General features: G+C 65.2%; 24 protein-coding genes and 1 pseudogene. 10 read left to right on the plus strand and 15 right to left on the minus strand.

The window, feature by feature from the left end; translation table 11 throughout:
• The first annotated feature begins 46 nt into the window (after positions 1–46).
• Positions 47–1,246 (plus strand): porin, encoded by a 1,200-nt coding sequence (locus ACOCG7_RS04865; RefSeq protein WP_073430899.1) that lies wholly within the window; start codon positions 47–49, stop codon positions 1,244–1,246.
• 295 nt (positions 1,247–1,541) lie between these two features.
• Here the strand turns inward: ACOCG7_RS04865 and ACOCG7_RS04870 are convergent, their stop codons facing one another.
• Entirely contained in the window at positions 1,542–1,907 is a 366-nt protein-coding gene (locus tag ACOCG7_RS04870; RefSeq protein ID WP_083086264.1) for a 4-oxalocrotonate tautomerase, read from the minus strand.
• Positions 1,789–2,565, minus strand: coding sequence for a class II aldolase/adducin family protein (locus ACOCG7_RS04875; RefSeq protein ID WP_083086262.1), 777 nt, complete (start codon positions 2,563–2,565; stop codon positions 1,789–1,791). The genes ACOCG7_RS04870 and ACOCG7_RS04875 overlap by 119 nt, the downstream gene beginning before the upstream one ends.
• Before the next feature lie 316 nt (positions 2,566–2,881).
• Between ACOCG7_RS04875 and ACOCG7_RS04880 the strand changes: the two genes are divergently transcribed.
• The gene (locus tag ACOCG7_RS04880) at positions 2,882–3,436 is read left to right on the plus strand and encodes a putative glycolipid-binding domain-containing protein (protein WP_244745990.1); all 555 of its coding nucleotides are present in this window, start codon (positions 2,882–2,884) and stop codon (positions 3,434–3,436) included.
• On the opposite strand, the gene ACOCG7_RS04885 is transcribed toward ACOCG7_RS04880, so the two are convergent.
• From ACOCG7_RS04885 to ACOCG7_RS04905, 5 genes and pseudogenes are all read right to left on the minus strand, one after another.
• Positions 3,411–3,791 (minus strand): hypothetical protein, encoded by a 381-nt coding sequence (locus ACOCG7_RS04885; protein ID WP_347143442.1) that lies wholly within the window; start codon positions 3,789–3,791, stop codon positions 3,411–3,413. The two genes, ACOCG7_RS04880 and ACOCG7_RS04885, sit on opposite strands and share 26 nt — an antisense overlap.
• Before the next feature lie 53 nt (positions 3,792–3,844).
• Positions 3,845–4,843 (minus strand): sulfonate ABC transporter substrate-binding protein, encoded by a 999-nt coding sequence (locus tag ACOCG7_RS04890; RefSeq protein WP_083086305.1) that lies wholly within the window; start codon positions 4,841–4,843, stop codon positions 3,845–3,847.
• 108 nt (positions 4,844–4,951) lie between these two features.
• Positions 4,952–5,212 (minus strand): annotated as a pseudogene (locus ACOCG7_RS04895) (MerR family transcriptional regulator); the annotation flags it as partial.
• Complete coding sequence (locus ACOCG7_RS04900; protein ID WP_244745994.1) at positions 5,209–5,793, minus strand: GNAT family N-acetyltransferase; 585 nt, start codon at positions 5,791–5,793, stop codon at positions 5,209–5,211. The pseudogene ACOCG7_RS04895 and the gene ACOCG7_RS04900, both read right to left, overlap by 4 nt.
• Before the next feature lie 130 nt (positions 5,794–5,923).
• The gene (locus ACOCG7_RS04905) at positions 5,924–6,811 is read right to left on the minus strand and encodes a DMT family transporter (protein ID WP_083086303.1); all 888 of its coding nucleotides are present in this window, start codon (positions 6,809–6,811) and stop codon (positions 5,924–5,926) included.
• 117 nt (positions 6,812–6,928) lie between these two features.
• On the opposite strand from ACOCG7_RS04905, the gene ACOCG7_RS04910 reads away from it, so the two are divergent.
• Positions 6,929–8,362: a PLP-dependent aminotransferase family protein gene (locus ACOCG7_RS04910; protein ID WP_083086256.1), complete on the plus strand. Its 1,434-nt coding sequence runs from the start codon at positions 6,929–6,931 to the stop codon at positions 8,360–8,362.
• A gap of 23 nt (positions 8,363–8,385) precedes the next feature.
• Here ACOCG7_RS04910 and ACOCG7_RS04915 read toward each other — a convergent pair whose 3' ends face one another.
• From ACOCG7_RS04915 to ACOCG7_RS04925, 3 genes are all read right to left on the minus strand, one after another.
• On the minus strand, positions 8,386–9,486 hold the full coding sequence (locus ACOCG7_RS04915) for a TAXI family TRAP transporter solute-binding subunit (RefSeq protein ID WP_083086254.1): 1,101 nt from the start codon (positions 9,484–9,486) through the stop codon (positions 8,386–8,388).
• Between the two features lie 24 nt (positions 9,487–9,510).
• Complete coding sequence (locus tag ACOCG7_RS04920) at positions 9,511–10,599, minus strand: hypothetical protein (RefSeq protein WP_421377028.1); 1,089 nt, start codon at positions 10,597–10,599, stop codon at positions 9,511–9,513.
• 267 nt (positions 10,600–10,866) lie between these two features.
• Positions 10,867–12,399 (minus strand): MDR family MFS transporter, encoded by a 1,533-nt coding sequence (locus ACOCG7_RS04925; RefSeq protein ID WP_347143441.1) that lies wholly within the window; start codon positions 12,397–12,399, stop codon positions 10,867–10,869.
• Between the two features lie 75 nt (positions 12,400–12,474).
• Between ACOCG7_RS04925 and ACOCG7_RS04930 the strand changes: the two genes are divergently transcribed.
• Together ACOCG7_RS04930 and ACOCG7_RS04935 are read left to right on the plus strand one after the other, a co-directional pair.
• On the plus strand, positions 12,475–13,299 hold the full coding sequence (locus ACOCG7_RS04930) for a TetR/AcrR family transcriptional regulator (protein ID WP_421377030.1): 825 nt from the start codon (positions 12,475–12,477) through the stop codon (positions 13,297–13,299).
• A 358-nt stretch (positions 13,300–13,657) separates the two neighbouring features.
• Positions 13,658–14,170, plus strand: a complete 513-nt coding sequence (locus tag ACOCG7_RS04935) for a response regulator (protein ID WP_073430909.1) — start codon at positions 13,658–13,660, stop codon at positions 14,168–14,170.
• A 28-nt stretch (positions 14,171–14,198) separates the two neighbouring features.
• Here the strand turns inward: ACOCG7_RS04935 and ACOCG7_RS04940 are convergent, their stop codons facing one another.
• Together ACOCG7_RS04940 and ACOCG7_RS04945 are read right to left on the minus strand one after the other, a co-directional pair.
• The gene (locus tag ACOCG7_RS04940; RefSeq protein ID WP_421377032.1) at positions 14,199–14,816 is read right to left on the minus strand and encodes a Fur family transcriptional regulator; all 618 of its coding nucleotides are present in this window, start codon (positions 14,814–14,816) and stop codon (positions 14,199–14,201) included.
• Positions 14,817–14,880: 64 nt separating this feature from the next.
• Positions 14,881–15,507, minus strand: coding sequence for a glutathione S-transferase family protein (locus ACOCG7_RS04945; protein ID WP_073430911.1), 627 nt, complete (start codon positions 15,505–15,507; stop codon positions 14,881–14,883).
• Positions 15,508–15,689: 182 nt separating this feature from the next.
• On the opposite strand from ACOCG7_RS04945, the gene ACOCG7_RS04950 reads away from it, so the two are divergent.
• From ACOCG7_RS04950 to ACOCG7_RS04960, 3 genes are read left to right on the plus strand one after another with little or no spacing between them, the layout of a single operon-like run.
• A complete protein-coding gene (locus tag ACOCG7_RS04950) occupies positions 15,690–17,384 on the plus strand; it encodes an ATP-binding domain-containing protein (protein ID WP_073430912.1) in 1,695 nt (564 codons plus the stop codon).
• 28 nt (positions 17,385–17,412) lie between these two features.
• Positions 17,413–17,955 (plus strand): molybdopterin-dependent oxidoreductase, encoded by a 543-nt coding sequence (locus tag ACOCG7_RS04955; protein ID WP_083086246.1) that lies wholly within the window; start codon positions 17,413–17,415, stop codon positions 17,953–17,955.
• Positions 17,925–19,796 carry a hybrid sensor histidine kinase/response regulator gene (locus tag ACOCG7_RS04960; protein WP_073430913.1) on the plus strand — a complete coding sequence of 624 codons (1,872 nt, stop codon included), beginning with the start codon at positions 17,925–17,927 and terminating at the stop codon, positions 19,794–19,796. The genes ACOCG7_RS04955 and ACOCG7_RS04960 overlap by 31 nt, the downstream gene beginning before the upstream one ends.
• Positions 19,797–19,989: 193 nt before the next feature.
• Here ACOCG7_RS04960 and ACOCG7_RS04965 read toward each other — a convergent pair whose 3' ends face one another.
• From ACOCG7_RS04965 to ACOCG7_RS04975, 3 genes are all read right to left on the minus strand, one after another.
• Complete coding sequence (locus tag ACOCG7_RS04965) at positions 19,990–20,844, minus strand: helix-turn-helix domain-containing protein (protein WP_073430914.1); 855 nt, start codon at positions 20,842–20,844, stop codon at positions 19,990–19,992.
• Between the two features lie 444 nt (positions 20,845–21,288).
• Positions 21,289–22,629 (minus strand): type II toxin-antitoxin system HipA family toxin, encoded by a 1,341-nt coding sequence (locus tag ACOCG7_RS04970; protein WP_073430915.1) that lies wholly within the window; start codon positions 22,627–22,629, stop codon positions 21,289–21,291.
• 2 nt (positions 22,630–22,631) lie between these two features.
• Positions 22,632–22,886 carry a helix-turn-helix domain-containing protein gene (locus tag ACOCG7_RS04975; RefSeq protein ID WP_073430916.1) on the minus strand — a complete coding sequence of 85 codons (255 nt, stop codon included), beginning with the start codon at positions 22,884–22,886 and terminating at the stop codon, positions 22,632–22,634.
• 376 nt (positions 22,887–23,262) lie between these two features.
• On the opposite strand from ACOCG7_RS04975, the gene ACOCG7_RS04980 reads away from it, so the two are divergent.
• Together ACOCG7_RS04980 and ACOCG7_RS04985 are read left to right on the plus strand one after the other, a co-directional pair.
• Positions 23,263–24,603: an NAD(P)/FAD-dependent oxidoreductase gene (locus ACOCG7_RS04980; RefSeq protein ID WP_421377036.1), complete on the plus strand. Its 1,341-nt coding sequence runs from the start codon at positions 23,263–23,265 to the stop codon at positions 24,601–24,603.
• 20 nt (positions 24,604–24,623) lie between these two features.
• Positions 24,624–25,262: a C39 family peptidase gene (locus tag ACOCG7_RS04985; RefSeq protein ID WP_073430943.1), complete on the plus strand. Its 639-nt coding sequence runs from the start codon at positions 24,624–24,626 to the stop codon at positions 25,260–25,262.
• The last annotated feature ends 7 nt before the right edge of the window (positions 25,263–25,269 follow it).

Consider the following 25,269-nt stretch of genomic DNA (forward strand, 5'->3'; position numbering starts at 1 on the left):
ACAGGCGACGCCGGACATACAGAATAATTTTTTAAGAGGAGCAGAAATGAAAAAGGTACTAGCAACCTCGGCCCTTGGGTTGGTCGCCCTCGGCGCGCACGCTCAGAGCAGCGTGACGCTGTACGGGATCGTTGACGCGGGGATCGGCTATCAGAGCAGCCAGACGTCGCTCGGTTCGACCTCGGGCGGCCGCTCGGTCGTGAAGATGGTCAACGGGGTGTGGGCGGGCAGCCGCTTCGGCCTGAAGGGGGGTGAGGACCTGGGTGGCGGCACGAAGGCCATTTTCCAGTTGGAACAGGGCTTTAACAGCGCAACCGGCGCGCAGGGCGTCTCGGGCCTGGCATTCAACCGCCAGGCTTGGGTCGGCGTGACCAATACCACCTACGGTACGCTGACGGCCGGCCGCCAGTACACGGCCTATTACACGCTGCTCTCGCCGTATAGCCCGACCACGTGGCTGACCGGCGCCTACGGAGCGCATCCGGGCGACATCGATTCGCTCGATACGGTGTATCGCACGAATAACTCGCTGGTGTACACGTCGCCGAAGTTCTACGGCTTCACGGCAAGCGGTTCGTATTCGTTCGGCGGCGTGCCGGGCAGCCTGAACGCGGGTTCGACCTGGAGCGCGGCATTGCAGTACCTGAACGGTCCGTTCGGTATCGCAGCCGGCTTCCAGCGCATCAACAACTCGACGCCTGGCGGCGGCGCGTGGGGCGCGGACTCCGCCACGTCGAACAACGGCGCGCAAACGGGCGTGTCGGCGATCAACAACGGCTATCGGACCGCGCAGGCGCAGCAGCGCGTTGCCGTGACGGGCGGCTACGCGTTCAACTCGCAGTGGGACGTGTCGTTCTCGTACTCGAACGTGCAATACATTCCGGGCGTGGGCTCGGCGTTCCGTCATCAGGCGACGTTCAACACGGCCGGCGCCGTGGTGCACTTCAAGCCGCTGACGGCACTCGACCTGGCCGCTGGCTATAGCTACACGCGCGCAACCGAGTCGAACGGCATTTCGAGCGCGGCTCGTTATCAGCAGTTCAACCTCTCGCAGTACTACAGCCTGTCCAAGCGTACCGGCCTGTATGCGCTGGAAGCCTATCAGCGTGCGAGCGGCCAGACGATTGGAAACAACGGCACGAGCATCATCAACGCGACGGCCAGTATCGGCGACGGCCAGAACAGTGCGCCTTCGTCGTCGCGCAGCCAGTTTGCTGCCGGCGTGGGCATCATTCACCGCTTCTGATCGGGCTCGTATGGCGGTGGTGTGTTGTTATGCCGCCACAGCGACGCGTTTAAATACGCGTCGCTGACCCTCCTCCGGCTGCGCGCGCAACGCGCGCAGCATCTTCGGCGACGCGCGCTTTGCGGTAATGCGCGTGGCGGTCCGGCCAGCGCATTCAGTCATACAAACGTCACCACCGGCAGATCGCGGGACTTCGCATCGGCAGCCGTTTGCAGTGGCAAATTCTCCAGCGCTCAGCGCCGTTATCTGTCGATAACGTGAGAACCGCGCCCCGCGCCGCGATGTACTCGAACGTTCAGGCGTCCGCGTCGGACCACAAGCGCCCACCCGTTGCCCAGTTTTCACGTTTGACGTCGGTGAGAATGATGTCGACCGAATTCGGTTCGACGCCGAGCGATTCGCAGGTCGCCTTGGTGATGGCTTCGACGAACTGGCGTTTCTGCTCCAGCGATCGGCCTTCGAAGAGTTCGATATGAAACGTGGGCATTGCGTGACTCCGTTTGATTAATGGATTGAGCCGAAGGTCGGCGTGCAGAGCGGCTTCAATCGCGATAGCCGCGATCGATCCGGTCGAGCTTGCGCAGCAAGGCGGGCCATTCGAGCGCGCCCTCGATCGCGCCGCCGTCGTACAGTTGTTCGGCCGTGCGTGCGGCAATCGCATCGCCCGGCACCACCAGTTCCGCGCCGCACGCTTGCGCCTGCAACTGGATTTCGCAGGCCTTGATCAGCGTCGCCATCAGCACATAGGCCTCGGCGACGGTGCGGCCGACCGTGAGTGTGCCGTGATTGCGCAACAGCATGGCCGGCTTGTCGGCGAGATGCGCGACGAGACGTTGGCCCTCGGCCCGCGTGAACGCGAGACCCTCGTAGTCGTGATAGGCGAGGCAGCCGTGAAAGCGTAAAGCGTGTTGCGACGCGGGCAGCAGACCCGCCGGCTGAATCGAAACCGCGACACCCGCCGTATTGTGCAAATGCATCACGCAGAAAGCGTCGGCGCGCGCGGCGTGCACGGCCGCGTGCAGCGCGAAACCGGTTGCGTTGACCGCGTGCGCGCTTTCACCGACAAGCTTGCCTTCGATGTCGATCTTCACGAGATTGGATGCGCGCACTTCGTCGAACGCGAGGCCGAACGGATTGATCAGAAAGTGGCCGGGTTCGCCGGGGACGCTCGCCGAGATATGCGTGTAGATAAGATCGTCCCAGCCGTTGAGCGCCGCGAGGCGATAAGCGGCCGCGAGGTCGACGCGGGTCTGCTGTTCCGCGTCGGACAGCGGCCCCGTTTCGGCGACGCGTCCGGTGGGCGTGTGAGTGAACGACATGTTCGTCTCCAGGGATGGCTTGATGAGCGCTGACCGCGCAAACCGAGTCGTGGTCGAGGCGCATGACGCTAATTCGCGTACCGGCAAAGATTGGCGGCGTTGGCGGTTGCCGCACCTTCAGCCGCTTCGGACCCGAGCGCAACGATCACGCCGCCAAGGGCACATGCCATGCCGCAATCGGCCAGTGCGTTCGGTGAATCCTAACAGGCCCGCCGGCACTCGCATATGAAGAGCGATACCGGTGGACCACAAGCTTTCGCGCTACGATAAGAGCCCGGCGCGCACACGCTGCGCCGCTTCACGAGGAGACAGGGTAATGCGTGAATTACGCTGGGCATCGGAAGAGGGCGACGGCATCGAACATCTGGCGTTCGAAACGCGCGAGGACGGATTCGCGGTGGAAAGCGCCGTGGTCGGGCAGCGCTACGGCAAGGCGTATGGCCTGCACTACGTGGTGCGCTGCGACGCGCAGTGGCGCACCCGGTATGCGTGGCTCAAGATCGTCGGCGGCGGCGAACTCGAATTGCATGGCGACGGCGCCGGCAATTGGCGCGACGGTCACGGCCTCGTGCTGAGCGCAATCGAGGGCTGCGTCGATATCGACATCGCCGCCACGCCGTTCACGAACACACTGCCGATCCGCCGTTTGCAACTGGCCGAGGGCGAGCGTCAGCCGATTTCAGTGGCGTATATCTCGACGCCGGATTTGCAGGTCACGCGCGTCGAGCAGGCGTATTCATGTATCGAGTTGAATCGCGAGTATCGCTACGAAGGCATCTTCCGCAATTTCACCGCGAACCTGTCGGTGGACGAAGACGGGCTCGTGATCGACTATCCGACCTTGTTCACACGCCTGCCGCGTGCGCGTTGAACGACGCGTCGCCGCCACCGTCACGACTCGCTTCGCGCCGCGCGGCAAAGCGTTCGATGCAGGCCGCGATACGCTCGGGTTCGCGCGGCACGACCCAATGGCCGGCGTCGATTTCGATGCGGTGATACGCGCCGAGCCAGCCTTCCAGTCCAAGCGAGCGCGGGGGCCCAACCTGACGGTCGCGCAACAGCACGATGAATTGCACCGGCGAGTACGCCCGCCGCTTGCGCCGGTGCCGCAGCCTGTCGATGAAATTGGCGCGGTAGAGGTTCAGACCGTTGATCGCATTGCGCATCCGCGCCGGATCGCGCACCGCGCTCACGCGTTCGGTCAGGCGCAACCACAGCGGCCACATGCGTGCGCGCGGATTTAGCCGTGTGAAACACGGCCGGCGGCCGCGCGGAAGAATCACTTGGCGACCAACGCCGCGGCGACTTCGCGGTTTTGCCAGACGTTGTCCTTCACGGTGATTTTTTGCGGAATCAGATGCGCGCCGTAAAACGCGTCGGCGACCACTTGCTGGGCGCGCGCGATCTCGTCGGTAACGGGCGTGGTGCCGTAGGGGTAGCGGCGCACCCAGGTTTCGACCAGCTTCTGATCGAGGCCGACCTTCGGCGCGATCAGTGCCGCGGTTTCCACCGGATGCGCGTTGACCCACAATCCTGCGCTGCGCAACTGACCGAGAATCGCACCGACTACATCGGGATGCTGCCGCGCGAAGTCGCGCGTCGCTTCGTAGAAGTTGTATGGACCGTCGAGGTCGGAATAGTCGGCCAGCGTGCGCGCCTTCAGCGCTTGTTGTGCGGAGGCATAGTAAGGGTCCCAGATCACCCACGCATCGACGTCGCCGCTTTCGAAGGCGGCGCGCGCATCGGCGGGCGGCAGATAAACCGGCCGAATGTCCTCGTAACGCAGGCCCGCTTTTTTCAGCGCTTCGAGCAGCAGATAGTTTGCGCTCGAGCCTTTTTGCAGCGCGACGCGCTTGCCTTTCAGATCGCTCACGCCGCGCAGCGCCGAATCGTTCTTGACCAGAATGGCTTCTGAATGACGCCCGGCCGGCTCCGCGCCCACGTACACGAAGCGCACGCCGCCGGCTTGCGCGAAGACCGGCGGCGGGGCGCCGGTATAGCCGAAGTCGATGCTGTCGGCGTTCAGCGCTTCGAGCAATTGCGGTCCCGCGGGGAATTCGAACCACTTGATGCTATAGCCGAGCGGCTTGAGCTTCTCGTCGAGCGAGCCTTGCGCCTTGAGCACCGCGAGCAAGCCCGATTTCTGATAACCGATGCGCAGCACCTTGGCCGGCTCGCCGCCGCTGCTGCCGTTGGTTTGCGCGGCGGCGCTCAAGGTCGTGAACGCCGCGAGCAACGCGGCGGCGAGGGGAAGAGACAAACGGGTGTGACGGTGCATCCGGTGATTCTCCATTGCGTTCGATTGGTTCGTTGGGCGATCGTCGCATGGACGTTGCGCCCGTCAAACGAAGCAATGGAGATTTGAATATGATGCGCGCCGCGTGCGCTACTTCTTGCGCTTGTTCTTTTTCGCGCTGGCGCGCTCCGTCGCCGCGCCTTCCAGCGGATGGCCGAGCTTTTTCGCCATGATTGCGGCGACGCGGTCGCCGAGATAATCACCGGAGGCTTCTTCCAGCGCGCCGGTCATTTCGCTTTCGATCAGCACCATCGCCAGCGGCCGCACGCGCCAGATGGCGTCGGCCAGTGTGGGCACGTCGGCGGGCGTCGGCAGCGCAGCGGCATCGTAGCGGTCCAGCCGCCGCGTTACCGCGCCACGTCGTCCGGCGGGATCGAGTCGCCCACGCCCAGCGTGCGTTGCATCAACGTCGTGTCGAGCCATCGGCCATGTTTGAAGCCGACCGCCTTCAACGTGCCGGTCAATTCAAAACCCAGTTGCGTATGCAGCGACAGCGAACCGCCGCTGCCGCCGTCCGCGATCACGGCCACCATCTGGCGCCACGGTCCCTGTTCGCAGCGCTCGATCAGCGCTTGCAGCAGCACACGCCCCAGGCCGCGCCCACGATAAGCGTCGCTCACGTAAATCGAATCCTCGATGGTGTTGCGATAGGCGGCGCGCGGCCGGTACGGCGTGGCGTAGCAATAGCCGGCGACCTCGCCGTCGATCTCGGCGACCATGTACGGCAAGCCGTGGCTGCGCACCGACGCGAGCCGCGTGCGCAAGTCGTCCACGGAGGGCGGCGTTTCCTCGAACGACGCGACGCCGGTCAGCACGTGATGCGCGTAGATGGCCTGAATCGTGGGCAGATCGGCTTCGGTGGCGTCGCGGAGCTGCGTGGCGCTTGCTGCTTCGGAAGAGGACGGCGAGGGCGCGAGGTGGGTGGTGCTCATACGGGTCCTGTGGTGGCCGGTGGGTCCGAGGATAGCTTTGACTATGCCCGTCCCGCGCGCGAATTTGAAGGGAGTCAAAAATCGACATGCCCGGTATGGTCACACCGGCTTGGCGTTGACGTTCACTGTCTCAGACCGCCGGACGCACCGGCGCGGCTCGCGAGAAACGCCGCGCGCCCGCCACGCATGCCACCACCACGACCGTGACCAGGATCATCGCGGGCGGCACCTGTTCGTGCAAAACCAACCCCGCGAGCAGCAAGCCGAAGAACGGCTGCAGCAACTGCAGTTGCCCGACGCCCGCGATGCCGCCGAGCGCGAGTCCGCGATACCAGAACACGAAGCCGATCAGCATGCTGAAGAGCGACACGTACGCGAGTCCCCACAGCGCCGCATGACTGACGCCGTCGAACGAGGCGGGCCGCGCCCACCACGCGAGCGGCGCCATCACCGGAAGCGACAGAACGAGAGCCCACGAAATCACCTGCCAGCCGCCGAGGTGGCGCGACAGACGCGCGCCTTCGGCGTAGCCCAGGCCGCAGACGATGATCGCCGCCAGCATCAACGCGTCGCCGACGGGCGAAGCATCGAGGCCGTGACGCAAGGCGAATGCAACCACCGCGCCGCTGCCCAGCGCCGAGAACAGCCAGAACGCCGGCTGCGGACGCTCGCCGCCGCGCAGCACGCCGAAGATCGCGGTGGCGAGCGGCAGCAGCCCGACGAACACCACCGCATGCGCGGCGTTCACATGACGCAGCGCGAGAGCCGTCAACAGCGGAAAGCCGACCACGACGCCGAGCGCGACGACTACCAGCGGAATCAGGTCACGCCGGGCCGGGCGGGCTTCGCGAAACACGAGCAGCAGCAACAGGCCCAGCGTGCCGGCGATCGTCGCGCGCGCCACCGTCAGAAACACCGGATCGAGCCCTTGCACCGCGAGGCGCGTGGCGGGCAGCGAACCGCTGAAGATCAACACGCCAATCATGCCGCTGATCCAGCCGTTCGTTGTCTTGTCCATTGCCATGAAGTCCATGCACGTGAAAACGGAATTCGTAGCATCCGCTTTCCGGCCGTAAACGGTAAGCTACGGATCAGTACAATTCGTACAAACTGTACCGAACATGGAGCAGTACAGATGGCGGAAAGTCGAGGTATGCAGGGGGCGTCGGGCACGCGTGTCGGCACGGTGATGGACAGCTTGCGCGAGCGCATTGCGAGCCGTTCGCTCATGCCGGGCGCGCGCGTGCCGTCGATCCGGGTGATGACGGAAACGCTCGGCGTATCCAAGTCGACGGTGGTGGAAGCCTACGACCGGCTGGTCGCGGAGGGCGTGATCGTGGCGCGCCGCGGGTCCGGCTTCTTCGTGTCGGGCCATGCGCCGCCGCTCGCGCTTGCCGATCTCGGGCCGAGCCTCGATCGCGAGGTCGATCCGTTGTGGCTGACCCGGCAGTCGCTGGAAGCGGGGTCAAAAGTTCTCAAGCCGGGTTGCGGCTGGATGCCCGCCTCATGGCTGCCCGAAGACGGCGTGCGTCGCGCGCTGCGGGCGGTGGCGCGCGACCCGCAGTCGCCGCTCGCCGATTATGCGAGCCCGTATGGTCTGCCCGCGCTGCGTCAACAGCTCGCATGGCGGCTCGCGCGGCACGGCGTGGATGCGCCGCCCGAGCAGATCGTGCTGACCGACGGCGGCACGCACGCGCTCGATCTCGTGTGCCGCTTTCTGCTCGAGCCCGGCGATACGGTGCTGATCGACGACCCGTGCTACTTCAACTTTCAGGCGCTGCTGCGCGCGCACCGCGCCCGCATCGTCGGGGTGCCCTATACGCCGTCCGGGCCCGATCTGGCGGCGTTCGAACGCGCGCTGACCGAGCACCGTCCGCGCCTGTATGTGACCAATTCGGCCATCCACAATCCGACCGGCGCGACGCTCGCGCCGGCCGTCGCGCACCGGCTGCTGAAGCTCGCGGGCGAACATGATCTGCTGATCGTCGAGGACGACATTTTCGCGGACTTCGAAGAGGAAGCCGCGCCGCGTCTTGCCGCGTTCGACGGGCTCGCGCGCGTGGTGTCGATCGGCAGTTTTTCGAAGACGCTGTCGGCGGCCGTGCGTTGCGGCTACATCGCCGCGCGCGCCGAATGGATCGAGCCGCTGATCGATCTCAAGCTCGCCACCTCGTTCGGCAACGGCCAGCTCGCGGCGAGCGTCGTGCATCGTTTGCTGGTGGACGGCGCTTACCGGCGGCATCTGGAGTCGATGCGCGCGAAGCTCGCCGACGCGATGGGCGAGACGGTCAGGCGGCTCGGCTATGCGGGCCTGGAAATATGGACGCGGCCACGCGCCGGCATGTTCGTGTGGGCGCGTTTGCCGGACCCGCTCGACGCCGCCGACATCGCGCGTCACGCGCTAGCCGGCGGTGTGGTGTTCGCGCCGGGCAATGTGTTCAGCGCATCGCAATCGGCGGCCGGTTTTCTGCGCTTTAACGTCTCGCAGTGCAATCGCCCGAAAGTGTACGAGACGCTGCAGCGGGCGATGGAAGCGTCCGCTGTTTCGAAGCAGCGGGCGCGCGCCTGAGCAAACGCGTCCCGCGCGCCGCTTCATTTGCACAGCAGAAGCAGCCGTTCCTGATCCGTGCAGGCGGCGAGGGGTTTTTGCGCAGGCCGGGCCGCGGTTGCCCTTGCCGTCGTCGTCGCCGCCGTCGCGCTGAGCGCGGCGTTCCGCTTCGCGAGACACGCGCGAAGATGCTTCTCGACCGGCGGGTAGTACTTCCATCCACGCACGAGGCCCGGCAATTCGAGCTTCACCTGCTTCCACTTCGGGTGGCCGTGTTCCTGCAGCGTGTCGAAGTTCGCGCACAGCGAGTCGGCGAAGTGATTCAGGTTGCCGACCGTGTCGCGCAGACCGTAATCGTAGGTGACGAGAAAGGCTTTCACGGTCAGCGTGGGCACGTCTTCCTTCAGCCAGTTCGGATAGCTGCTCGCACGGATCGTCGCGGGGAAGTACGTCTGTTTGGCGCGCGCCGTTTCGGGCGCGGCGGGATCGACTTTCAGCAGGCGGATCTGTTGCAGCAGTTCCGGATTCATGTCGTTGAACAGTTTCGCCGGCTGCCCGACCACGATGATCGCCACGTCCACTTTCTTCACGATCAACGCGGCCAGCGCGTCCTCGTTGCTCAGGTGCTCGACGTTCTGTTCGGGAATCGCCGTGCCGAACATCAGGTGATAGAGCGTCGTGGCCGATTGAGCGGTGCCGCTGCCGATCAGGCCGACGCTGATGCGCTTGTTCCTGATGTCCGCGAAGGTATTGAACGGCGAGTCCGCACGCACCACGACGTTAATTTCCTCGTCGTAAAGCGGCATGATGAGCCGCAGCGGCCGGATCGCCGTGCCGGCGTCGGCGTTGCCCGCGTTGGCCATGTCGATGTAGGCCTGGTAGACGTCGGATTGCACCAGCGCCAGCTTCACGCCGGGTTCGAAGCGCATGCGCTGCACGTTCTCGGCCGAGCCCTTCGAGGCCACCGCCTCCAGGTCGATGCCCGCCGGTTGCGCGACCCATTTGGACAGATCCTGACCGATCTGTATGTACGTGCCTCGTTCGGGACCGGTCACGATCTTGTAGTGCGCGGGCTCCGCGAAAACGAACGAAGACACGGCCAGCAGCACCAGCCCCAGCCACCCCGTCAGAAGTCTCTTCAGCATGGTCTCCTCCGCCTATGGTTCAGGTTAGAAGCGCTTCTCGCGCAAGTGCGCGCCGCCTTTTGGTAAACGCGTTGGCAACCGGGCTTGCCGCGATGGTGATGGCGATGGCGATGCGGCTTGCGCTGGACTGAGCGGCTTCCAGCCGGTCTCGCGAATCACGCGCTGCAAAATGGTTTTGGCGGTTTCGCTGCCTGTATCGATAGTGAGCGCCTCGTTGGCGTGCTGGCGCGCGCAGGTCCACGACTGTTGCGCGGCGCAGAGTTGCGCCGCTTGCAACGCGATGTCGCGGCGCGCGGTGAGCGGCTTCAGTTCGGCCGCCAGGTTCCGTGCGTCCGTATTCTCCGGTCGCAGCGTTTGCGCGGCGCCGAGCGCGGCTTGCGCCGCGGACAGATCGTTGGCGTCGAACGCGAGGCGCGCGGAACGCATGGCTTGACCGGCATCGCTAAAACGCGGCGCGGCGGGTTGCATCACCGCTTCAGGCGCGAGCGGCGTCGCGGGAGTCGCCGGCGTTGCCTTCATCGCATCGTCAGCCTTGGCCGGCTCGACAGCGGCCGCCTGATTCGTCGACTGAGCGGGTGCATAGCGCGCGATTGTTCCGGTCGTGGTGGTCGTTGTCCTCGCATCCTGATCGGTTTCGGCGATCTGCGCGTTGTTGCCGTTGCGCGCTTCATGGCTGTCGCCGAATAGCGCATAGCCGACATAGGCGAGGCCGATTCCGACAATCGCCGCGATCGCCCATAGCAGCCTGCGAATCCGGTGCGCGGCGCGGCCATGCGAATCAAGCGCGCCGGCGAGAGAAGGGATCGACGTATCCGGCGACACCGCTATCGGCGCATGCAGCGCGACCTCGGCAGACGCGGCCGCGCCGACGCGCGCGGCACCCGCCGCAAGTTGTACTTCTCCAGGTGCGAGGGGATCGAAGCCGCTGTTGCGCGCCGCTCCGCTCGTGGCGCTGGCGCGGCTGCCGGGAATGACGGTGCGCTTAGGTGGGCTGGTATCGAGCGGATGCGCCGCGCCGCAATACGGGCAATAGTCGACCTGGCGGTACAGGGCGCCGCCACACCGATTGCAGGGCATTGGAAAACTATGTCCGGGTGCTGACTGGGTGGACATGCTGTGGCCCCACCTGTGGAAAACAATGCCATACGGCATGCCCCGGACCGTGCTGAGGCAGGAGCGATGTCCGCGGAAATCACGATCCACATGCGCCGGGGAGTGTCGGGGCGCAAGCGCACGCTTGCGATGCCGCCGCCTGCAATATGTGGCGTTTCGTTGCGAACGTCAATCGAAGTTGCTACCTACCTTATGTGCGTTAGCGCACATTCATAGTATGGCGAAGCATCTCGCATGTCGGAGGACGAACGGACGCGAGTGCTTCGCTCACTGCTTGCGCAGCGGATGATCCTTTAAAAGCCACGCGAGCGCAAAGGCAACCAGCACCACGCAAGCCGCCGCGAGGTACACCGTGTGCAGCGCGCCGGCGAACGCATGCAGGTAATCGTCGCGCAACGCTTGAGGCAACGCGTGAATGGCGGTGGGCCCGAGCGCGTGCGGCAATTCGGTGTCGGGCGGAAGCAGTTTTTCGAGGCGCGACGCAAGGCCGTTCGAGAACACCGCGCCGAACGCGGCCACGCCGATCGACCCGCCTATCGAACGGAACAGCGTGGCGCCCGACGTGGCGACGCCCACATGCCTGAATTCGACGCTGTTCTGCACGGCGAGGATCAGCACCTGCATCACCATGCCGAGGCCGCAGCCGAGAATGCCCATGTCGATATACATCACATGGATCGGCGTGCCGATCTGCAGGCGTGCGAGCAGCAGCATGGCGACGGCCACGAGCAACGTGCCGGCGATCGGGAACATGCGGTATCTGCCGATCTTGCTGATCACGCGGCCGGTCACCATCGACATCACGAACAGGCCGCCCATCATCGGCAGCATCTGGATGCCGGCTTGCGTGGGCGTCGAACCCTTGACCACTTGCAAATAGAGCGGCAGGAACGTGACCGCCCCGAACATCGACACGCCGATGATGAAGCCGATCAGGCTGCTCAGCAAAAACGTGCGCTGTTTGAAAAGCTCGAGCGGCATGATCGGCTCGACCGCGCTGCGCTCTTCGTGGATGAAGCCCCAGGTCGCCACCAGCCCCATGCCCAGCGTGAACCACAGTTGCGGCGACGACCACGGCAGGATCGTGCCGCCCTGGCTCGTGAACAGGATGATGCAGGTGAGCGCGCCGGCGAGAAAGGCGGCGCCCATATAGTCGATGGTGTGCTTCACATGACGCGCGTGCGGCTTGAACACCGCGCCGATCACGAGCAGCGAGACGATGCCGAGCGGCAGGTTGATGTAGAAGATCCAGCGCCATGTGAGATGCTCGACGAGAAAACCGCCGAGCAGCGGCCCGACCACGGTGGCGAGGCCGAACACGCCGCCGAACACGCCCTGATAGCGGCCGCGCTCGGCCGGCGGAATCACGTCCGCGATCGCGGCCATCGTCACGACCAGCAGGCCGCCGCCGCCGAGCCCTTGCAGCGCGCGCAGCACGATCAACTGGGTCATGTCCTGCGCGACGCCGCACAGCGCGGAGCCGACGAGGAACACCACGATCGCTGTTTGCAGCACGATCTTGCGGCCGAACAGGTCGCCGAACTTGCCGTACAGCGGCACGACGATGGTCGAGCTTAGCAGGTAGGCGGTCACCACCCACGACAGATTGTTGAGCCCGCCGAGTTCGCCGACGATCGTCGGCAACGCGGTGGAGACGATCGTCTGATCGAGCGCGGCGAGCAGCATGACGAGCAGCAGCGCAGGGAACAGCAGGCGGATCGGTGGTTGATCGGCGGCCGCGGCTGGCTGCGCCCCGGTGTCCGCCAGTTCGATAGGTTGAGTCGTTGTCGATTGATCCATGGCGACACGCTATTGAAATTAATTAATGTGGCGATTAATATATGCGACATCGCCGCCCCGGTCAAATTGAATGCAATGGCAAGAATTCCGTCCGATGAGCACAAGGTGAAAGTCGCGCCACGTAATGCGGCGACTGCGAAACCGCGCAAGCCCGCGAAGCAGGGGCGGCTTGAAGCCGCTGGTGAAGCCGCTGGTGAAGCCGGTGGTGGAGGCGCTGGCGGAGACGTCAACCCCGCAAGCGTGGCGGCCGGAGCGCCCGCACGGCGCCCCGGCCGGCCCTCGGGCGCCGCGCGCGGACCGGAGCAGCGCGGCCGTTTGCTGGAGGCGGCGCTCGCGCTCTTCGCGCGGCAGGGCATCGTCGATACCACGCTTGGCGAGATCGCTCGCGAGGCGGGCTTCACGCCGGCAATGATGCATTACTACTTCAAGACGCGAGATCAGCTACTCGACGTGCTGATCGACGAGCGCTTCGCGCCGCTGCGCGCCGGGCTCGGCGTGCCGTTTCAGGAGCATGCCGACGATCCGGTGGCGGCGATCACCACGCTCACCCAGCGGTTGGTGCAAGTGGCGAGCGAGAATCCGTGGTTTCCGTCGCTATGGGTGCGCGAGGTCATCAGCGACGGCGGCTTGCTGCGCCAGCGCATGCATGAACGGTTCGGCAACGTGCAACAGAAGGCGTCGCTCGAATGCATCGCGCGCTGGCAAAAGGAGGGGCGCCTGAACGCGGCGCTGGAGCCGTCGCTGGTCTTCGTCACGTTGCTTGGTCTGACGATCCTGCCGTTGGCCACCTCGAAGCTGTGGCGCGAGGATCCCATGCGGTGCAACGTCGGCGGCGAGGAAATCGCGCGGCATGCGGTGGCCCTGCTGGTGCAGGGCATAGGTCCGAAGAAAGCCGGTTAAAGCGCGGGTTCGCGGCGACGTGCGCCGGCGCCTGGGGAGCCGGAAGCCGCCGCGGCACGCGGCATGCTACCTGTCGGTTGGAAGTGAGCGCCGGGCGGAATAAGCAATGTCGCCCGCGCCGCAAGCGGAATACGAATTCGAGAAACGACGCCGGGCGAGAATGGCCGTGCCAACGGGGGCACGAACCGCCGCGGCGAATCGGATGTCGGCTATCGACTCGCCATCGTCACGGCGTCGAGGGCCGTTTCTTCATCCGCGTGCAATTTTGGCGCGTTACTGTGCGCACGCGTTGCGCCAAGGCCATGTTTTAAAATCGCGTGCCTGTCTGCAACTCGGTGCGCGAAGCCGGGTCGGAATCATGAACAGCAACAACCCAGCCGCGCAAATCGGCGGCAAGCAGCAGGGCGATAAGTTGGCCAAGTCTGACGGCCTAACCGGTTTTTTAGAGCAACAACAGAACATGAACGGAGCATTGAGACTCGATCAGGCCACGATCGTGCTCGTCGAAGACGACCCGGATAGCCGGGAATCGCTGACCTTGTTACTCGAAGCGGAAGGTGCGCATGTCGTCGCGGTGGCGGATGCGGAAGAGGGTGTCGAAGCGGCACTGCGTTTATTGCCCGACGCCGTGGTATGCGATCTGGAATTGCCGGCCATGGACGGCTTCTATCTGATCCAGCGGCTGCGCGATCACGAGATTCGCGGCGATCACGCGCCTTCGGTGGCCGTGGCGCTCACGGGTCATACCGACGACGCTTATCGCTTGCGCAGTATCGGCGAAGGCTTCCAGCATTTCATGACCAAACCGGCGCTGCCGGAAGATCTGGTGACCTTGCTGCACGACGCGATCGACGCCCGCTCGGCGGGTTGATCGGACCGCTGCAAAACGGGCGTCGCCGTTATTTCGCGGCGGCGACGGATGCCGCTGAACCCGCGGCGGCGGTCGCCGCCGCTTCCGCTGCCTGACAGGCGGCACACAGTCCCTTCAACTCGATCTCATCGCTGGCGAGGCGGTAGCCCGCGTCTTCGATTTGCGCGACGAGCGCCTGGCGCAGCTTCGGCTGATGCAATTCGGTGACGGTGCCGCATTGCTGGCAGACCACCAGAATGCCGTGCTGGCATTGCGTCAGATCGTGGCAGACGGTGAACGCATTGATCGATTCGATCCGATGCACGAGCCCCGCCGACAGCAGAAAGTCCAGTGCCCGATAAACCGTGGGCGGCGCCGAACCAGGGTGAATCTGGCGCATCTCGTCGAGCAGCGAATAGGCCTTGGTGGCGCGGCCCGAATTCAACAGCAATTCGAGCACCTTGCGGCGGATCGGCGTGAGTTTTTCGCCGCGTTCGCGGCAGTATTCTTCCGCGAGGGTCAGTGCGGCTTCCTGCGAATCGCCGTGCATGTGCCCCGCTGCATGAGAATGAGCGGAGCTGGCTGTAGTGGATTGCGCGGTGGATTGCGCGGTGGATTGCGCAGCGGCTTTCACAGCGGCGGTCGCGGTGGGCTTGGCGGTTTTCATGCGTCGATTATAAGGGCCATCGCGCCGCGCCGTGCCGGTGCATGGCACGGCTGCCAGCCACGCTTCACGTCAGCGGAAAATCAACGTATTTCTTGAAGCCCGGCCGCGTGGCGAGGCGCGAATACCAGCGCTCCACGTTCGGTAGCGGCGGACGCTCGACGCCGTCCACCCCGAACCAGCGTTTCGCGTATGCGCCGACCACGATGTCGGCGAGCGTGAACCGTTCGCCCTCGAGGAAGAAGCGGCCTTGCAAGTGGGTGTCGAGCATGCGCCATAGCAGCGTGACCGCGCTGAAGTCGGCCGCGAGTTTGGCGGCGTCGCGCTCGGCGGCCGGCGTGCGTACAAGCGCCCAGAACACCGGACGCTCGGTGGGTTGCAACGTGGAGAGCGACCAGTCGAGCCAGCGGTCGATGCTCGCGCGCAGCCTGGGCTCGGACGGATACAGCAGGCTCGCCTCGCCGTATTGCAGCACCAGATAGCGCAGGATCGAGTTCGATTCCCACAGCACGAAGCCGTCATCGACCAGCGTCGGAATCTTGCCGGTCGGGTTCATCGCGAGATAGTCGGGTTCGTTGTTGCGGCCGAATTGCAGACCGGCGTCGATGCGCTCGTAGGGCAGCACGAGCTCATCGCAGCACCACAAGACTTTCTGAACGTTGACCGAATTAGTGCGTCCCCAGATCGTGATCATCCGGCAAATCCTCTTCTTTACAGTTGGCAAGCCGCGCCCGGCGCGCGGCGTTCAGCCAGTAACGATACACGATGCGCATGGTTTTGCACGCGGCGGGTCGCGATCGGCCCACGTCGAGGCGCATGCCGGAAACATCTGCGCGTTGCGTACAATGAGCGCACCCGAATACGACGAGGCACCGCATGGCCCGCATTGTCCCCGACGACTGGAAGAGCCTCGCCGCCACCGGCGCGGCGGCACGCGAACGCGAAACCCTCGCGTTGCTGGAAGACACGCTGCCCGACGGCTATACCGTCTATCACGGCGTGCACTGGACGCGTCTGAACCAGAACTTTTCGGTGTTCGGCGAGGCCGATTTCGTGATCGTCAGTCCGGCCGGGCGCGTGATGATCGTCGAGCAGAAAACCGGTTTCCTGCGCGAAACGCCGAAGGGTCTCGTCAAGGTCTATCTGCAAACGGAGCGCAACGTGGCGATCGCGCTCGCGCACACCATCGAGGGGCTGCACCGGCGTTTTACCGCGGCATTCGGCGCGGGCACGTATTTCATCGAGGAACTGCTGTATTGCCCGGACCACATCGTCAAGGACGCGGCGATCGCGGGCGTGAACCCGGCGCGCATCGTCGACGCCACGCGCAAAACCCGGCTCGCGGCGATCATCCGCGAGGCGTTGCCGGCGGACGAGCCGCGCCTTGCCTGCGCGCCGAAAATCCATCACTTTCTCGCCGACGAACTCGCGCTCACGCCCGACGCCAGCGCGCTGGTCGGACAGGCGGGCACGCTCGTCACGCGCCTCGCCGGCGGTCTCGCGACATGGGCGCGGCGGCTCGAATTTTCGCCGTTCCGGCTGCGCGTGATCGGCACGGCCGGCTCCGGCAAGACGCAACTCGCGGTGCAGGTGATGAAGGACGCGGTGGCGCGCGGCCAGCGGCCTTTATACGTGTGCTTCAACCGGCCGCTGGCCGATCACATCGCGCGAGTCGCGCCGCCCGAGGCGAAGGTGGCGAACTATCACCAACTGTGCGACTGGATTGCGCGCGATGCGGGCCGCGAGCCGGATTTCCGTTCGGGCGACGTCTTCGACCAGCTCGAAACGGTTTTCGCGCAGACGCCGATCGGCGCGCGCTGGCAATTCGACGTATTGATCGTCGACGAAGGGCAGGACTTCCAGCAGCCGTGGGTCGCGGCGCTCGAGCGGCTGCTGCGCCCGGGCGCGGCGTGGTGGTGGCTCGAAGACCCGCTGCAGAATCTGTACATGCGTGAGCCGGTCGAGCTGCCCGGCTGGACCACGCTGAAGGAAACCACCAACTACCGCAGCCCGCGCGACATCCTCGACTATGTGCGCGACGTGGTCGGCGCCGCGGTGCCGGTCGCGGCGGCGCTCGCATCGGGCAGTCCGTTCGACGGCTCGGACATTGCGCTGTCCGTCTACGACGAAGCCCATGCCGTCGAAGGCAGCATCGAGGCCACCAAGCGCGCGATCACGCAGGCGCTCTCGCTCGGCTTTCGCAAGCAGGACATCGTGGTGCTGTCCTTCCGCGGCCGCGAAGGTTCGGCGATCACCGCGCAGGATCATCTCGGTCCGCACCGGCTGCGCAGTTTCACGGGCAAATACGACCTGTTCGGCAACCCGGAATACCGCGAGGGCGACGTGCTGTTCGAGTCGATCTACCGCTTCAAGGGGCAAGCGGCGCCGTGCGTGATTTTCACGGAGATCGACTTCGCTACGTTCGACGAGCGCATCGCGCGCAAGCTGTTCGTCGGCGCCACCCGCGCGACCATGAAGCTGATCGTGGTCGCTTCGCAGCGGGCCGCGCGGCATCTGCATCTGCGCGACGGTAAGGAAATCAGAGAAGCACGGGAAGTTGGAGAAACGTAGCGCGCCGCAAAAAACAACGGAAAAAAACATGACCAAGGTGACCAAAAAAATGCAGGGTGGGAAACGCGCGTACCGGGGTGCGCGCTGGGCAATGGGCCTGATGTTCGCGCTGGCGGCATGGAGCGCGCACGCTCAGCAGGACTCGGTGCCCTTCTCGCTCGACGTGAAGGGCAAGATCGCGAGGACCACCGACGCCTCGCGCCAGTCGTATCACTTCACCGAGGCGCAACTGCTCGCGCTGCCGGTGCATGCGATCACGACGAGCACCACGTGGACTCCGCGCTCTACCTTCACGGGACCGCTGCTCGCGGATATTCTGAAGACAGTCGGCGCGTACGGCGATCACGTGGAGATCCATACGTTCGACGACTACACCTACACCGTGCCGGTGTCGGACTGCGATCGCTATGGCGTGATCGTCGCGTACAGCATGAACGGCCGGCGTCTGAAGCTTAGCGACTTCGGGCCGCTGTTCCTTATCTATCCGCGCGATGCGTTCCCCGACGAACTCGTGGGCGCAGCGAGCGATTCGAAATTCGTATGGCAGATCAAGGCTCTCATCGTCAAATAGCGCGCCGTCCGTGGCGCCGCGTTCTCTACGTGCTGATCTGGCTCACCGCGCTCGCGGCGCCGGCCGGCGCGATCGGCTATCTGTTGTACGCGAATCTGCTGAACCCGCGCGCCACCGAGCAGTTGACCGGCACCTACGACGGCTTCTACTGGGACGCGGCGCAACTGCAGATCGCCTACGCGCGTTTCGAGAATCAGTTGCTGCTGTATCAGTCGGGCGTCGACGACGACTATCCGCGCCTGCTGCTGCGCTATCAGCTGCTGCAATCGAAGCTGCACGTGCTGGCCGGCTCCACGAGCAGGCTGACCGCGCAAGTGCCTTTGCTGCAGCGGCAACGCGACGAAGTGCAGTCGCTCGATCGTCTGCTCACCGGCCTCGCGCCTGAGGTCGCCGCCGTGGCGAAGGACCGCCGCGGCGCCAATCAGATCGTTGCGCAGTTGCGCCTGCATTGGAACGAAGTCAACGACCTCGCGTTGAGCCGCCGTTTCGCCGATGTCGCCGATCGCGAGGCGATGAGCCGCGATTTCATCGACAAGCGCCGCTTGCTGTTCGCGGGCGGCATGTTGATGCTGTTGCTGTCGGCGGCCGCCACGCTGCTGCTCGTGCTCAATGGCCGGCGCCGCACGCGTCTGATGCTTCAGCAGCACGCGGCGCTCGAAGCCGAGCACCAGGCGAGCCGCGCGGCGCGCGAGGCGAGTCTCGCCAAGGACGCGTTCCTCGGCATGATCAGCCATGAACTGCGCACGCCGCTGCACGCCATCGTCTCGTCGATCGAATTGCTGGGCTTCAACTACCATTCCGAAGCCGACCGCAAGGTGATCCAGCGGCTCGAAACCGCGGCGCGGCATCTCGAGGCGCAGATGAAAGACCTCACCGACTACGCGCGCCTCGGCGCGGGCAAGCTCGAATTGCGTCACGAGCATTTCGAGCCGCGCGAATTGCTGGCGTCGATCGTCGACGAGCACGCGATGTCGGCTGCCGCGCGCGGGCTGAAACTCGAAAGCGAGGTCATCGAGGCAGGCGGCGTGAGCGGCCTGGTCGACTCCGATCCGCACCGCATCCGCCAGATCGTCAACAACCTGGTCACCAACGCGATCCGCTACACCGAAACCGGCACGGTGCGCGTGCGGTTGAAGCAGCAGCCGGAGACGCTGACGTTCATCGTCAGCGATACGGGACCGGGCGTGCCGCATGCGCAGATTCCGCTGATCTTCCAGGAGTTCACGCAACTGGACGCGTCGCGCACGCGCCGCTTCGAAGGCGCGGGGATGGGGCTGACGATCGTGCAGGGGCTGGTCAGGCTGTTCGGCGGCACCGTCGACGTCGCGAGCACGGTGGGCCAGGGCACGACCTTCACGGTGACGATTCCGGTCACGCCGGTCGCGGCTGTCGCGCCGGCAGGCGTGAGCGTTCACGCGCAAGCGGGCGGCGAGCGGCCGTGCGTGCTGATCGTCGACGACAACCGGCTGATCCGCGAGTCGTTGAGCGAAATGGTCGCGCACATGGGTTTCGACGCGCACGTCGCCGCCAACGCCGACGACGCGCTCGCGTGGCTCGACACGCGCCGCTGCGACGTGGTGCTGCTCGATCTGCATATGCCGGAGCGCGACGGCTATGCGTTTCTCGCGGACTTCGCCGTGCGCGGCGGACCGTCGGCAGGCGTGCCGGTGATCGTGGTCAGCGCGTATGCGCCGGAGGCGGATGTGGCTGGAACGAAAAACGTCGTGGCCGAAGGCGAGGCCGATTCGAAGCCGTTTTTTGAAGCGTTGTTAAAGCCGGTGCATTACGAGGATTTGCGTCAGGCGTTGCAGCGAGCGCTGGCGTCGCGGCATACGGTGTGAAGCGGGGGGAGCGGTTGCAAGGCGGGTTGTGAAGCGGGTTGCAAAGCGGGTTGCAAAGCGGACGATGAAGCGAGGCGCGTGTGATACGGCGCATGGAAGCGCGCAATGGAGGCGATGGAGGCGGGCATCAACCTGAGCACACACCTTCAGCCGCTGACCCGCGCTTGACGGTCGTCGCTTGACGGCCGACGCTTTACGGCCGATTCAGCCGCTTGGAGAGATCGGCGACCAGAATCGCCATGCGCGCGGGCTTTTCGTAGCACGCCACGTCGTAGTTGCGTATCACCTGGCTGATCTCCGATTCGCTGGCCTTGCCCGTCAGCAATTCGCCGGTCAGCACGAAAATCGGCGCGTCCGGATTCTCCGACGCGCGCACCGCCCGAATCGCCGCCGCCGAAGTCTGCGAGCCGAACAGCCAGTCGATCACCACGCCGTCGAACACCTGGCTTTGCAGTTGCTCGGCGAACGACGTCAGGCCGTAGATCGCCACCGCCGTAAAGCCGCTGCGCTCCAGATAGTCGCGCAGGTTGTCGGCGCTGGCCTGATCGTCGTCGACTACCGCGATGGTCGGCTTGTCGGTCTCGGCGCGGCGCGGATAGATTTCGATCTTGTGGACTTCGTAGGCGCTCTGATAGAGCGCGCCGTCGTGACGCGCAACGCGCCATTGGCCGAGCTTGGAATAGGCGACGAATTCCGGGCGGCTGCCGGGTTCGAGCGCGGCGCCGACCCAGGCGGTGCAGGCCAGTTCGGTCGCGCCGATGCTGAACACGGCTTCCTGCGCGATCGCGCCGACCATGCCCGGATCGAGCGATTGCGCGCCGAATAGCTGGGCGGCGGGTTCGCCGAACACCTCGGCGACCTTCTTGATCTGCGAGAGGGTCCACGGACTGTTGCCGCGCAGCTTGCGGTGCCCCTGCGAAAAACTCAGATCGAGGATGCGGCAGAGTTCCGTGGTTTGCTGGCGTTTGCCGATTCCGTGCCGGCTCATCAACTCGCGCACGCGTTCGGCGACTGCGATGGAGTCGGGTGAGTGTGTTTCGTTGGCCATACTGCGTGAAAATCCGCCGTCGTAAAGGGCTGTGGGGAATGCGATACGCCACTCGCTCATGCATTCAATGTGCATTGACACGGGCAACGCGAGGGACAGCAAATGTACCGTAAAGTATCGCGACCTGTGTTTTTGTAGGACGGCCGCTGAACCGGTCCGCGCGCGGCGCGAACGGACAGATTCGGCGATCTGTTTATGCACTCGGCATTAACGGTATTTTACCGATGTGACGCGTCGTATCTGTAGGGAAATACATGGAGCCGCTCGCAGCCCTTGCGGCGCGCACCGTCCGAGCGGTGCCCGGCAAACGAAAAAAGATGGCGGACTCGCCTTTTCATGAGCAGCCGGTAAGCGTATTGCACGCGAGCTTAAGGAAGGCTTAAGCAAGTGTCCTCGAACCGCATCGAGCCAGAAGCGCTCAAGCCGCCGCCTGCAATCCGAAGCCTACGTTGCCGGCATTTTCTCCAGCCTGGCCGCCGAGGTTCTCAGTCCTTTGAAGATCCGCTCGGCCACCTTGGCGGGGAACCGCTCCGGCAATTCGGCCGAGACCTGTTCGATCACTTGCGGCGTCTGTTCGATCAGCCGCCGGATCAGCGGCTCGGCGTTGGCGCCGTGCGAGCACTTCAGCGCCATCGTGTTGAAGTGACGCCGCTGCACGTCGCGAAACGCATCGTGTTTGCTGCGCGACCACATCGCCATCGCGAGTCTCGCCTTGAACCACGACCACTGGTTCGGACCGTTGCCTTCCACCGGCCAGATCGACATTACGTCGTAGAGCGGCGTGAGCCGATACTGGCCGCCCGCCAGCAGGCGAATGCTGAAGTTCTTGGCGTGGCCGTCCGGCGCGGCCAGCATCCAGAACAGGATCTGGCTAGCCAGCAGCGTTTCGATGTCCTGCTGGGCCGTGACCGACTGCTGAAGAATTCGCGCGAGGTCGAGCAAGCCGGGGCCGCCTTCGTTTTCGTACTTGCGATGCGACGGCACGCCGTACACCTGGCAGAAGTCCTCCTGCGGCAACCGTAGCAGCCATTGCCCGCTCGAATGCAGTTGCCGGTCGAAGCGCTCGACGCTCAGCACGCGCTGCTTGCCGAAGGTCAGCATGTCGGTGTTCGCGACCGGCAAGCCATAGGCGCGCAGAATGCGCAGGCATAGCCACTCGTTTTCAACCGACGTGCTGAGGTCGGCGAGCTTGTTGCCCACGAGGCCAAGCGGCAGCTTGAAAATGTGCGTGGTGGGCGTCGCGCCATGCGGGCGCTGCCACTTGCCGTCGTGCCGCAGCAGCGCGGTTTTTTCCTGCGCGCCGGCGAGCGAGATGCGGAAGTCGTCGGCCTGGTCGGGCGTGCCGAGCGCCGGGTTGCCGACCGTGCGCGCCAGCATGGCCTCGATCTCGCTGTCCGCGAGCGGCGTGCCCTCGATCTGTTCGACACCGGTTGGCGCGTCGTCCTCGGCGAGCAACTGGACGGCGCCCACGCAATCGCGGCCGATCGCTTGCAGCAGATCGAACGCATCCAGCGTCTCGGTCTGGTAGCGTTGGGCGATGCGTTTTCTGATTGCCTCGCTGTCGGGCAGCAGGTTGTCGAAATAGTTGAGCACGCGCGAGCCTTTCTGCGGCAGATTGCTCGGCGTGAACGGCAGCGACAGCGAAAGCGGCCGGCCCGCGGGCGAGGCGACCCACGCGGGATCGTAGGCGAACTCCATCGAACCGCGCGTGGGAAGGCGCCACACGCCGACGCGCTCGCCATTGGCCCACACTGAAAGCGCCCGTGAATGCGTTTGCCGACCCATGCTCACCACTCGATCAACGGCGCCGGATCAGACACCGGCTGGTTCTTGTCGCGTACCTGCAATTGCAGGCCGTAGGCGCCGCACAGCGCCAGCAATTGCGCGAGGGTAATGGCCGCTGCGTCGGTTTCGAGCGCCGAAATGCGGCTTTGGCTGATGCCGACCCGCGCCGCGGCTTGCGCCTGCGTGAGGCCGGCCTGGCGCCGGCCGGCGGCGAGCAGCAGGGCCATTTGACCCGGCGTGGCGATGAGATGGAGCATGGCAAAATATCCGCGAGACGAATAAACGCACTTTATGCGTCACACGGATATTTGTCAAATATTCGTGTGACGCATATTCTGCAAATATCTGTCTCGCGAATAAAAGGCGAATATGCGTGTAGCGAATAAACCGCGCGGGCGTGCTCCCGGCAGACGGCATACGGCAAACCGCAAACCGCAAACCGCAAACCGCAAACCGCAAACCGCAAACCGCAAACCGCAAACCGCAAACCGCAAACCGCAAACCGCAAACCGCAGACCGCAGACGCAACGACGCCGCGAGCCCATGCGCCCCGAGCCTCGCGACCGCCGCGGCATTGCGGACAACGCTGCCGCCTGCGAAGATTATTCCCCCACTTAAAACCTTTCCTGCCCGATGACCACGACCTATCCGCTGCATGCGAGCTTCACGCCCGCCGATCAGGCGTTCCCGAAACGTGCCGATGTGGTGATCGCCGGCGCCGGCATCATGGGCTGTGCGGCCGCCTACTATCTGGCCCGCCGCGGCCTGTCGGCGGTGGTGCTCGACAAGTCGCGGATTGCGGGGCAGCAGTCGTCGCGGGCATGGGGTTTCGTGCGCCAGCAGGGCCGCGAGGCTGCTGAAGTGCCGCTGATGATGGCGGGCATCCCGCTGTGGAAAGGGCTCGAAAGCGAGCTGAACCTCGATCTCGAATGGCGTCAGGGCGGCTGCCTGTACGTGGCAACGAAGGAGAAGGACTGGAGTTCGTTCCAGCAATGGATGGACGTCGCGCGTCAGCATGGGCTCGACACCCGCATGCTCGACCGCAAGCAGATCGACACCATCGTGACCGGCATGCAAGGCCCGGCGCTCGGCGGCCTCTACACCCCCAGCGACGGCCAGGCGGAACCGCGCCGCGCCGCCGCGGCCTTTGCCGCGCGGGCGGCGCAGGCCGGCGCGCTGTTCTTCGAAGGCTGCGGCGTGACCGGCGTCGAGCGCGCGGCCGGCGCGATCGCCGGCGTGGTGACCGAGCGCGGCACGATTCGCACGTCGCGCTTCATCTGCGCGGCCGGCGCGAGTAGCTGGCGTCTGCTCGACACGCTAGGGCTGGCGTTGCCGCAGCAAGCGGTGCGCGGCACCTGCATGCGCACCAATCCGCTGCCGCGCGTCACCGCATCCACTTTCTGGGGGCAGGGGCTCGGCATCCGGCAACGCGCGAACGGCGTGATCAATCTCGCCGACGACATGCAGGTCGACGTCGACATGACCCTCGGCCATTTCCGCGCGCTCAAATGGTTTCTGCCGGAACTGTGGAGCCAGCGCGAGAAGTTCAGCTTCCATCTGAACGGCGCATGCCTGCGCGATTTGCGTGACCGTCTGCCGGGCGCGGTGCCGCAAGGCGAACGCGTCCTGCATCCGCGCGACCCGCATCCGCAGCCGAACGCGAGCCACGCGCCGCGCGCGTTGAAGAAGCTGCGTGCGCTGTTTCCCGCGCTGAAGGAGGCACAGGTGGTCGAGGCATGGGCTGGCCTGATCGACGTGCTGCCCGACGGCCTACCGGTGATCGACGCGCCGCCGCAGGTCGGCGGCCTGACCATCGCCACCGGTTTTTGCGGCCACGGTTTCGCCATGGGTCCGATCGTCGGCAAGCTGCTCGCCGAGATGAACGACGGCGGAGAACCGTCGCTCGATCTGTCGGCTTTCCGTTTGCAGCGTTTCTTCGACGGCACGATGCAACGGCCTCGCAGCATGTTATGACTTCGCTCCCGCTTACGACGATGAACGACCCGACACTGCGCCACGCCGGCGTGCCGTACTACTCGCAATGGGGCAGTCCCGAATGGGTTCGCCATATCGTCGAGCAGCGGGGCGACCCGTGCGACGATCCGGCCTGGCGGCGCAGCGGCTTCGACGATCCCGAGCGTTACCGCTTCTGGGCGAAGCGCCTGTGCGGTCTGACGTGCCTCGAATCCGCGCTCGACTATTGGCGCATCGGCCACGCGCCGCGCGCCGCGCTGCTCGACGAAGCGTTGCGGCATGGCGTGTACCGGGTGCGCGCGGACGGCGGCGTGGACGGTCTGATCTACCGGCCGTTCGCCGACTGGGCAAGCGCCGCCTTCGGTCTTCACATCGAGGTGCTGCCACAAGCGCCGCTAGAGGAAATCGCCGCGCGCCTGAACGCCGACACGCTGGCGATCGTTTCCGTGAGCCCCGAGATTCGTTATCCCGCACGGCCGAATCAACGCCGGGGCGGCCATCTGATCCTGCTGCACGGGCGCGATCGCGAGGGCGTGTGGTTTCACAATCCGTCGGGCATCGCGCCGCATCAGGCGGATGCCTATCTGCCGTTCGCGACCATGACGCGTTTCTACGCGGGGCGTGGCATGACGCTCACGCACGGGCGCGCGGCGCGCTAAGCGGCTC

This window comes from Paraburkholderia sp. DD10 (assembly GCF_049177125.1).
Classification (GTDB): Bacteria; Pseudomonadota; Gammaproteobacteria; order Burkholderiales; family Burkholderiaceae; genus Paraburkholderia; species Paraburkholderia terricola.